The sequence below is a fragment of the Mycobacterium asiaticum genome (assembly GCF_001668675.1).
Taxonomy (GTDB): domain Bacteria; phylum Actinomycetota; class Actinomycetes; order Mycobacteriales; family Mycobacteriaceae; genus Mycobacterium; species Mycobacterium asiaticum_D.
This window is the reverse complement of the sequence record NZ_LZKQ01000096.1, coordinates 19,125-29,303: the sequence shown is the minus strand read 5'-3', so window position 1 is coordinate 29,303 and position 10,179 is coordinate 19,125. Positions and strand designations below refer to the sequence as shown.

Here is a 10,179-nt window from a genome sequence, read left to right as displayed (position 1 = left end):
AGCGAGGTCCACCACGTCAGCGGCTGGACCACCACCGGGCGCACCGACATCACCGACCTCACCCTCGCGTGTGGACCGGACAACAGGCTCGCCGAGAAGGGCTGGACCACCCGCAAAAACGCCCGCGGCCACACCGAATGGCTCCCACCCGCCCACCTCGACCACGGCCAACCACGCGTCAATACCTTCCATCATCCGGAAAAGCTCTTCGCGGATGAAGACGACGAAGATCTTTAGCCGCGCAGCGCCTTCGGCGGAACGGTGCACGCCACCCGTGCGGCGCGCAGCACTTCCGCGTACCGCTCGACGGCTCAGGCTGGAATGAGGTTGATTGGGAGGTGGGTAGGGCCTCGGAGGGAGCTGTGGCTTGACCAGATTGTCTTGCCGACGGCAGAGATTCGCGAAACGTGGGTCACGAGTTCACGGAGCACCGCCTGTGCCTCCATTCGGGCCAGCGGCGCTCCCAGGCACATGTGTGCGCCATAGCCAAACGCGACGTGTGTACGGGGATTCCGGTCTGCGCGATACTCGTCCGGATTGTCGAAGGCGAGCGGGTCACGGTTGGCGGCCCCGAAAGACAGCAGAATCCGTGACCCGTTCGGGATGGTGACATCTCCAACTCGGTAATCGGCTCGGGTGTAGCGGTAGAGATTCTGGATAGGTGTAGTGATCCGTAGTTGCTCCTCGACGGCCATCGGTATGAGGTCGGGATCAGCACGGATCATGTCGTACTGCTGGGGGTTTCGCGCGAGCGTGTCGAACATGCCGCCTAGCAGGTTGGTAGTTGTCTCATTACCCGCGATCAACAGATGTATCGCGATGAGGAACAGCTGCTTATCGGTGAGACTTCCATCGGTGTTGTGTTCGAGCAATTTGCCCAGCACTGTGCTGGAATCCTTCAGGCCACCGGCGGAGAACTGCTGTAGGAAATAGCGCCGCAATGCCGTCATTGCCGCCATAGACCTGGCGGTACCCGTCAGGCCTCGAGCGGTCAACGAGAAGTCCATGACGCGAACCGCATCCTCCGACCATCGCCGGAATTCTCCGACGTCGCATTCGGGCACCCCAAGGATATGGGCGATCAATCGGATGGGCATGGGTATCGCCAGCTGCTGCACTACATCACAGCCGGGGTGAGCAAGCACATCCGAAACCAGTTCGATGGCCAGCTTTTCGGTCATTCCACGCCACAGGTCCATGGCGCCTTTGCTGAACCCTGGCTGGACCTGCTTGCGGAGGCGCGCATGCTCCTCGCCATCGGTGAGCACCGCGAGCGGAGCCGAAAACTTGAGTCGGGTCACGCCCTGGGTGCTTGTCACCTGTTCGGTGTCACGCAGCGCAGCTTTGACATCAGCAAGCCGATTCAAAATGAAGGTCGCCCGTTTTGCGTTGTAGTGCACACGACCAGACCTGTGCAACGCCCGGTAGGCGTCGAATGGCTGCGCGGCGGTGACAGGGTCCATCGGGTCGTAGTCGGTGTTCACGGCGCCGGTCCAGCCCGCGTAGCCTCGCCGCCGGGTACGGATCGCGGCGGCTGCGTTGAGTCGCACAGCGCTGACGAAGGGCTGGAATATGTCCACCACGCTGCGCGCCGTCTCGGTGATCGCCATGGTTGACCCCTGAGCAACTTCGTTCGCGTCGCGTAAGCAGTTCATTGCAACAAATGCAGGCTCAAATGTAACGTCCCGGTTCGAACAAGACCAGGACTTGGCTGATGTCCGATCCAAGGCAAAACCGATACCGACCGCCTGGTCAGGACGGGTCAGGACAGCAGCGCCCGTCGCACTTTCTCTGGCCAAGCGCATCCGATCCCATCGGCTCGCGTTCCCGCGATATCCGCGCCGATTCACCTACATCAATGGTGCGATCGAAGCCACGATAGGGGTTCTGATGGCCCGTTCAGAAACCCGTCGGCTCTCGAGGGTGGCGGGCACGTGCTACGCCAGTTATCTCGCCCGGCAATGTAATCCGTCATAGCGACGGATTAGTTGCGTCGCAGCAGTTTACGAGCCGGCGGGATAACCCACGGACTTGATCTCGGTGTACTGGTCGAAGCCGGCCACACCGTTCTGTCGTCCCACCCCGCTGTACTTGTAGCCGCCAAAGGGTACGTCGGCGCCGTACGGAGCGCCGCCATTGGCGCTCATGAAGCCGGCCCTGATCCGCCGCGCCACCGCCAGCGAATGCTCCACCGAACCGGACATCACGTTGCCGGCCAGTCCGTACATGCTGTCGTTGGCGATGCGGATCGCGTCCTCCTCGTCGTCGAATGGGATGACGGACAGCACCGGCCCGAAGATTTCCTCTTGCGCTATGGTCATCTTATTGTCGACGTCGGTGAAAAGCGTTGGCCGGACGTAGAATCCCTTGTCAAACCCGGTCGGCGCATCCGGCCCGCCGACCAGCGCGGTGGCGCCCTCTTCGACGCCCTTGCGGATGTAACCCATCACCCGATCCCGCTGCTTTTCCGAAATGACCGGGCCGCAAAGCGTTCCGGGGTCTTGCGGGTCGCCGCAGGTGACGTTTTCGTAGATGCTCTTCAGGATCGCGACGCCCTCGTCGTAGCGCGAGCGCGGCAGCAGCAACCGGGTCGGGTTCGCACAACCCTGACCGGCGTGCATGCACGGCGCGATGCCGATCGCGCAAGCCAACCCGAAGTCGGCATCCTCCAACACGATCGTGGCCGACTTGCCACCGAGTTCGAGGAACAGCCGCTTCATGGTCGCCGCGCCCTTTTCCATGATCCGCTTACCGACCACCGTCGAGCCGGTGAACGAGATCAGGTCGACCTTCGGCGACAGCGTAAGCTCCTCGCCCACAAAGTGATCCGACGCGGTCACCACGTTGACGACGCCCGCGGGGATATCGGTTTTTTCGGCGATGAGCCGCCCCAGGCGCGTGGCGTTGAACGGCGTGTTGGGCGCCGGCTTGAGCACCACCGTGTTGCCGGTGGCCAGCGCCTGGCCGAGCTTGTTGATGGTGACCTCGAACGGGAAGTTCCACGGTACGATCGCGCCGACCACGCCCACCGGCTCCCGCCAGACCTTGACCGACGTATTTGCACCCGTCAGGCTGACCACACGGTCGGGGAGGTCGGTCTCCCACGCGTACTCGTCGATCAGCCTGGCCGGGTACTTCAGCCCGTCCTGCAGCGGCGCGTCCAGTTGTGGCCCGAAGGTGATGGCCCGCGGCGAGCCCACTTCGAGGATGAGCTCCTCGCGCAGCTCCTCCTTCTCCTCCTCGATCGCGTCGTGCAACTGCAGCAGGCAGCGCTTGCGCAACTCGCGATTGGTCGACCAGTCGCTCTCGTCGAAGGCCCGCCGGGCGGCATCGATGGCCCGGTGCATGTCCTCTTTCGACGCGTCCGCGACCTCGCCCAGCGGCTCCTCGGTGGCTGGGTTGAGGTTGGTGAAGGTGCCCGCCTGGCCGTCGACGAGCTTGCCGTCGATCATCATCTTCGGCTCGAACCGGACCTTTACAGTGTCAGCCATATCTGTTCAGCTCTCTTTCGACGATGCGCTGGTTGAGGCGCCGGGACCAAAAATTGCCTACGGATGCCATCCCCAAGACGGCTCCCCTACGGAGAGCCTTACTGGAAACTAGCCGATTGGCAAGTTCCAACTTTGAAACACTCCCTATTGGAGGTCGGACAGTACGGGGACCGACATCACCCGCCCCCGCAAACGTGGGTCGTCGCAGGGCCAGGTGCATGCCCAGGCGGCCGCGCATGCCGCGTCCCCAAATGCCCAAGCCGCGGAGCTGATCGTCGGGAGCCTCGTCTCCCACGTGTGACCCCCGAGGTTCTGTTGACCAAATATCTGTTCCAACGTAGAGTCCGGCTTGGCTGCAGTCAAACACGTGAGGTCGAGTAGCAAACGTGGATTTTTCCTACCCCGCGGAAGTCGAACGGTTTCGCGACGAGTTGCGTAGCTGGCTGTCGGAAAATCTCACCGAGGAATTGATCGCTGCGCGCCGGCCTTCCGGCCGCAGTGACGCGGTCTTCGAAAAGCTCCGCGCGTGGAATGCGACCATGGCGGATGCGGGCTGGGCGGCGGTGTCCTGGCCATGTGAGTACGGCGGCCGCGGGGCGACGGTACTCGAGCAACTCGTCTACACCGAGGAGACCACCCGGGCGCGGGCGCCGTTGCCGCTCAACGTCATCGGGATGAACAACATCGCTCCGGCGATCATGCAGTACGGCACCGAGTCACAGAAGACGACACTGCTGCCTCGGATGATGCGCGCCGACGACATCTGGTGCCAGGGGATGTCCGAGCCAGAGGCCGGCTCTGATCTGGCCGCGCTGCGGACCAAGGCGGTGCGCGACGGTGACCACTTCGTCGTTACCGGACAAAAGATTTGGACGTCGCTGGGTCATCAGGCGAATTGGTGTCAGCTCTATGTTCGCACCGATCCGGACGCCCCGAAGCACAAGGGGATTTCCTGCTTGATCGTGGACATGAGCTTGCCCGGCATCGAGGCCCGCCCGCTGGTGACGCTCAACGGTGACACAGATTTCGCCGAAGTGTTCTTCCATGACGTTCGGGTGCCGGCCGACGCGCTGCTGGGACCCCTCAATGGCGGCTGGCGAGTTGCCACCACGACGTTGAGCCACGAGCGTGCCGGCGCCGCCCGGCTTTACGCAGAATTGCAGGTACGGCTGGAAGAACTGGTGGCCGACTTCGCCGAGGTCGATAGCGGCGACGCGCTGGAAGACCCGGTGATCTTGCGCCACCTCGGCGACATATCGGTACGCATCAAGTACCTGGAAGTTCTTTGCCAGCGGGCGATCTCGGCGACTTTGCACGGCGGCGACCCACTCGGCTCGGCCAGCCTGGCGAAGACGGTGTGGGGTGAGATCGGACAGGATCTGGCCGCCCTGGCGTTCGACGTGCTGGGCACCCGCGGGGTGCACGGCCGCTGGGCCGATTACCGGCTCAGCTCCCGGGCGCTGACGATCGCCGGCGGCACCAGCCAGATCAACAAGAACATCACTGCCCAACGAGTCCTGGGGTTGCCGCGCTCATGAATCTCGAACTCACCGAGGAACAGATCGCGCTGCGTGACACGGTGCGCCGCTTTCTGGCCGAGCGGGCGCCGATTTCTGGGCACGTGCGCGCGCTGCTCGACGAACCCACCGGCAGCACGGAGGCCGTGTGGCGCGGCCTGGCGGACTTGGGCGCGACCGGCCTGCTGGTACCGGAGGCAGCCGGTGGCGCCGGCCTGAGCATGGTCGACGCCGGCATTGTTGCCGAGGAACTCGGTGCCGCTCTGTACCCGGGTCCTTGGCTGTCCACGGCGGTCGGGGCCGTGCGCGCGTTGACTCGGCTCGGCGGTGAGGCGGCCTCGGAGGTGCTCGCCGAGATCGCAGCCGGAACCTCCGTAGTGACCGGCGCTGTAATGGATGCCGGCGCAGTCTCGGTGATCGAACGCTCCCCGCACGTCATCCTCAAGGGCGAGATCGCCCTGGTGCCCGACGCGGCCGCCGCCGACACCGTGCTCGTTTTGGCACGGGACCGCGACGACACCGGCCTTTACGCCGTCAAGACCGCGGATTCCGGCCTCACCGTCACGCTCGAACGCGGGATTGACCCGACGCGCAAGCAGTTTCGAGTCGAGCTCGATGGCGTGTCCGCACAGCGACTGGGCACGCTGCCGGCCGACGCCATCCGGGCCACGGTTGACGACGTGCTGATCGTGATGGCCGCCGACGCGCTGGGCGCCGCGCGTGCCGTGATGACCATGGCGATCGAACACGCAAAGACGCGAAAGCAATTCGGCCAGGCCGTCGGATCGTTTCAAGCGGTACAGCACCTGTGTGTCGACATGTTCGAGACCGTGGAATTGGCCCGCAGCGGGGTGATTCACGCGTTGTGGGCGGCCGATGCCGCCGATGCCGGTGAGCACCACCTGTCCGCAGTGCGGGCCAAGGCGTTCAGCGGGCGGCTGGCCGCCGTGGGTGACATCGCCATCCAGGTTTTCGGCGGCATTGGATACACGTGGGAGCACGATGCGCACCTGTACCTCAAGCGGCTGCTCGGCTGGAGCGCATTCGGCGGTGGTGCCGACGCCTATCTGACCGAAGTCGGTGCGCACCTTGCCAAGAAGGAACAACAATGATCGATTTTGCGGGCCAGGTTGCCATCGTCACCGGCGCGGGCCGCGGCCTCGGCCGCTTATACGCGCTCGAGTTGGCTCGCCGCGGCGCCTCGGTCGTCGTCAACGACCTTGGCGGAACCATGCACGGCGAGGGCGCCGACACAACAGTCGCCGATCAAGTGGTCGCCGAAATCGAAGACGCGGGCGGCACGGCGTTGGCATCCCACGAATCGGTGGCCAGCCCCGAAGGCGGCGCCGCGATCGTCCAGGCGGCACTGGACAATTACGGCCGGCTGGATACCGTGATCAGCAATGCGGGCATCTTCAACAGCATTGCCTTCGACGAGCTGTCCGCCGACGACTGGCGGCGCATGCTGAGTGTGCATCTCGACGGCGGGTTCTATTTGAGCCAACCCGCCTATCGGGTGATGAAGACCCAGGGCTACGGCCGGTTCGTGTTCATCTCCTCCTCGGGCGGAATGTTCGGGCAGCCGTGGGAAGCGCATTACGCCGCCGCCAAGGCGGGCTTGGTGGGGCTGAGCAACGTCATCGCCATCGAAGGCGCCGAACACGGCATACTGTCCAATACGGTGCTGCCGTTTGGGTTTTCGCGCATGGTGACCGAAACCGTCGGAGACCCCGAAGCGCTGGAACAGATTGGCTTCCTCGAGTTGATCAAGCCCGAGTTGGTGGTGCCGATGGTGGTCTTCCTGGCCAGCCGAGCCTGCGAATTGAGCCACCAGAACTTCTCCGCGTGCGCGGGCCGTTTTGCGCGGGTGTTCGTCGGCCTTGGCCAGGGCTGGCTCGCCGACGCCGACAGTGCACCGGATGCCGATGACATCGCGACACATCTGTCGGAGGTGAGCGCGACCGAACCGTTCACGGTGCCGGGCTCCATCTTCGAGGAAGTGTTCGGCGTGTGCGCACAGCGGGGCGTCGACATCGGGACCTGACCCGTGGACATCCCGTACCTGCTGACCGCGACTCGCTCGGCGCGTAAAACGCTCGACTTGGACGCGCCGGTCGACCTCGACGAAATCCGCGACTGCCTGCAGATTGGCCTACAGGCCGCCAATGGCTCCAACCAGCAGAGCTGGCGGTGGCTGTTGGTGACCGATCCGGCGTTGCGGGCGAAAATCGCGGAATTCTATCGGGAGGCGTATTTGCGCCGCGTCGGCGGTCAACTGCTGGCGGAGATGATGCCGGCTGGCACGCCGGAGACCCGGCTGATGTCATCGACGGAGTGGCTGGTGGAGAACCTGGCCCGGATTCCGGTGCTGGTGATCCCCTGCTACCGACCCTATCTGCCGCGCATCGACGGCGACGAGTCGTTCTATCTTTCGACGCTGTACGGCTCGATCTTTCCCGCGGTGTGGAACTTTCAGCTGGCCCTGCACACCCGCGGGTACGGCACCTGCATCACCACCTTGCACCTGCACCATGAGGCGGCCGTCGCGGAACTGCTCGGTATCCCGGCCGACTACGTGCAGGGCTGCCTGCTGCCCGTCGGCCGGCTGCGCGCCGGAACCACGTTCCGGCCCGCCCGCCGCCTGCCCGTCCAGGAGGTGATCGCGGTCGACCACTGGTCGGCCACGCCCGGCTAGGATGGTCGGCGGGGCCGTACGCAGCGCGTTTGGCGCGGCGATTCTGGTAATCTCTAACAAAGATTTGGTTCAGCAGGAGGACGGGATTCGCATGGTGCCGACGCTGCGATTCACCAAGTCCAGCCGACCATGACCGACAGCGCAACCGAATCCCGAACCCGCCGGACCGAGATCCTCGAGACCGCGGCAGCGTTGATCGCCTCGTCGGGACTGCGCACCTCACTGCAGGAAATCGCCGACGCGGCAGGCATTCTCCCGGGCAGTCTCTACCACCACTTCGAGTCCAAAGAAGCGATACTGGTCGAACTGATCCATCGCTATCAGGCCGACCTGGAACGGATAGGGCAAGACGCCCAAGCGAAATTGGACGAGCCGGACTCCCGCCCGCCGGCCGAGCAGATCATCGACCTGGGCTCGGCGATCGCCAACTGCGCTGTGCGACACCGCGCCGCCCTGCAGATGTCTTTCTACGAGGGACCGAGCGCGGATCCCGAACTGATGAAGCTGACCCAGCAGCGGCCCGTCGCAATCCTCGAGGCGATGCTGCAAACGCTGCGTGCCGCCCGATGGAGCGGCTACATCAAGGCGGACGTCGATCTGCCCACGCTGGCAGATCGCATTTGCCAGACCATGCTGCAGGTCGGTCTCGACGTGATCCGGCACAACTCGTCGCCCGACCAGGTCGCCGCGCTGATGTGCCGAATCATATTGCAAGGGTTGGCATCACGGCCGCCCACCGACCGCGCGCTCGACCGGTCCCCGGCATTCGCCGCCGCCACCGAGGTCATCCGGAGTTGGGCGGACGACAGCGAGGCGGACCCGAGCGACAAGGCTGCACATCTGCGGGCGGTGGCACGAACCGAGTTCGGCCGCAAGGGATATGAAGTCACCACTATCAGGGATATCGCGTCGGCGGCCGGGCTGGGTACCGGAACCGTGTACCGGGTGATCGGGTCCAAAGACGAACTGCTCGCCTCGATCATGCAGTCATTCGGGCAGAAGGTCGAAGCCGGCTGGGTCGACGTGCTGCGATCCGAAGCGACGCCGGTAGAGAAGCTGGACGCGCTCAGCTGGGTCAATGTCAATGCGTTGGACCAGTTCTCCGACGAGTTCAGGATTCAGCTGGCCTGGATGCGTCAATCGCCGCCCCGGGACACCGTGAACCCCGGCTGGTCCTACACGACGCGGCTGCGCCAAATGAAGTCGCTGCTCGCGGAGGGAATTCGGTCGACCGAGATCCGTACCGATGCGGCGTCGACAACGATGCTGGCCCGGTGCATCATCGGCATGCAGTGGATACCGGAGAACATCCTGCGCGCGGTGGGCACCCGCACTTCGCTGGTGCTGGCCCGCGACACGGTCCTGCGCGGCGTGGCGGTTCGGGACGAGTAGCAACCAAAGATCTGTCCGGGCAGTCGGTCCGGCGACGGGCGTAGCGTGGCGGGCATGGCACAGATCATCATCATCGGCGGACACGGCAAGGTCGCGCTGCACCTGGCCCGGATCCTGCACGAGCGCGGTGACCGCGTGAGTTCGGTATTCCGCAATCCCGATCACAGCGGCGACGTCGCGGCCACCGGCGCCGAACCGGTGACGGCCGACATCGAGCAGCTCGGTACCGACGAATTGGCCGATCTGGTGGCCGGCCATGATGCCATCGTCTTCGCTGCCGGGGCCGGTGGCGGCAACCCGGCCCGGACCTACGCCGTCGACCGGGATGCCGCGATCCGGGTCATTGACGCCGCCGAGCGGGCGGGCGTGCGGCGGTTCGTCATGGTGTCTTACTTCGGCGCCGGCCCCAATCACGGTGTCCCCAAGGATGATTCGTTCTTCGCCTATGCGGAAGCCAAAGCCGCCGCTGACGAGCACTTGCGGGCCAGCGGCCTCGACTGGACGGTGCTCGGACCGGGCCGGTTGACCCTGGAGCCGGCGACCGGCCGGATCGCGATCGGTGCGGCGAAGGGCTCGGTGTCTCGCGAGGACGTCGCGCTGGTGGCGGCAGCCGTGGTGGCCGACGACTCGACCATAGGCCGCACGATCGAGTTCAACAACGGTGATGTGCCGGTAGCGGAGGCGCTGGCCGGCTGACCAGCGCTGCCGCCGCGTTCGCATGCTGCCCCAAGCGCGGAGTAGCCTTGGCGTCGCAGCTGGTCTGCCGTCGCCGCATCCGCGGCGCCGGCATCGAGCGAGGCACCACGCTTCGTAAGAGGGAACCCGGTGAGAATCCGGGACTGTCCCGCAGCGGTATGCAGGAACGAAAGCCGTCAAGGCACTGGACGTGGAAGATCACGACTGGGAAGCGACGGCCGGTAGGAATCACCACCCGGTGCGCGCCTGCGAGTCCGAAGACCTGCCAGCTGTGCCGGGCGCGCCGCGTCCGGCGGCACATCGCCTCGTGGAATGGGCGTTTGGCCGAACCCGTTGAGGTGCATGTGACTGACGACAGTCCGGCACCGCCAGCGGATAGGCTGCGCGT

8 protein-coding genes, 1 pseudogene and 1 riboswitch are annotated in these 10,179 nt (G+C 65.0%); of the genes and pseudogenes, 7 read left to right on the top strand and 2 right to left on the bottom strand.

Annotation, left to right across the window (positions count from 1 at the left end; all coding sequences use genetic code 11):
* Window positions 1-237, top strand: a pseudogene (locus A9X01_RS08505) (hypothetical protein); the annotation flags it as partial.
* A gap of 74 nt (window positions 238-311) precedes the next feature.
* Here the strand turns inward: A9X01_RS08505 and A9X01_RS08500 are convergent.
* Both A9X01_RS08500 and A9X01_RS08495 read right to left on the bottom strand, forming a co-directional pair.
* Complete coding sequence (locus A9X01_RS08500) at window positions 312-1,610, bottom strand: cytochrome P450 (protein ID WP_065120318.1); 1,299 nt, start codon at window positions 1,608-1,610, stop codon at window positions 312-314.
* A gap of 393 nt (window positions 1,611-2,003) precedes the next feature.
* Window positions 2,004-3,491, bottom strand: coding sequence for an aldehyde dehydrogenase family protein (locus tag A9X01_RS08495; protein WP_065120314.1), 1,488 nt, complete (start codon window positions 3,489-3,491; stop codon window positions 2,004-2,006).
* Between the two features lie 386 nt (window positions 3,492-3,877).
* On the opposite strand from A9X01_RS08495, the gene A9X01_RS08490 reads away from it, so the two are divergent.
* The 6 genes from A9X01_RS08490 (at window position 3,878) to A9X01_RS08465 (ending at window position 9,791) form a co-directional block, all read left to right on the top strand.
* Window positions 3,878-5,029 (top strand): acyl-CoA dehydrogenase family protein, encoded by a 1,152-nt coding sequence (locus A9X01_RS08490; RefSeq protein WP_065120313.1) that lies wholly within the window; start codon window positions 3,878-3,880, stop codon window positions 5,027-5,029.
* Window positions 5,026-6,120 (top strand): acyl-CoA dehydrogenase family protein, encoded by a 1,095-nt coding sequence (locus A9X01_RS08485; RefSeq protein WP_065120312.1) that lies wholly within the window; start codon window positions 5,026-5,028, stop codon window positions 6,118-6,120. Before A9X01_RS08490 ends, A9X01_RS08485 begins: the two co-directional genes overlap by 4 nt.
* Entirely contained in the window at window positions 6,117-7,052 is a 936-nt protein-coding gene (locus A9X01_RS08480; RefSeq protein ID WP_065120311.1) for an SDR family NAD(P)-dependent oxidoreductase, read from the top strand. Before A9X01_RS08485 ends, A9X01_RS08480 begins: the two co-directional genes overlap by 4 nt.
* Window positions 7,053-7,055: 3 nt before the next feature.
* Entirely contained in the window at window positions 7,056-7,703 is a 648-nt protein-coding gene (locus A9X01_RS08475; RefSeq protein WP_065120310.1) for a nitroreductase family protein, read from the top strand.
* A 129-nt stretch (window positions 7,704-7,832) separates the two neighbouring features.
* Window positions 7,833-9,095, top strand: a complete 1,263-nt coding sequence (locus tag A9X01_RS08470; protein WP_065120309.1) for a TetR/AcrR family transcriptional regulator — start codon at window positions 7,833-7,835, stop codon at window positions 9,093-9,095.
* 54 nt (window positions 9,096-9,149) lie between these two features.
* Window positions 9,150-9,791 (top strand): NAD(P)H-binding protein, encoded by a 642-nt coding sequence (locus A9X01_RS08465; protein WP_065120308.1) that lies wholly within the window; start codon window positions 9,150-9,152, stop codon window positions 9,789-9,791.
* 54 nt (window positions 9,792-9,845) lie between these two features.
* Window positions 9,846-10,065, top strand: a riboswitch (cobalamin riboswitch).
* Window positions 10,066-10,179 lie beyond the last annotated feature (114 nt).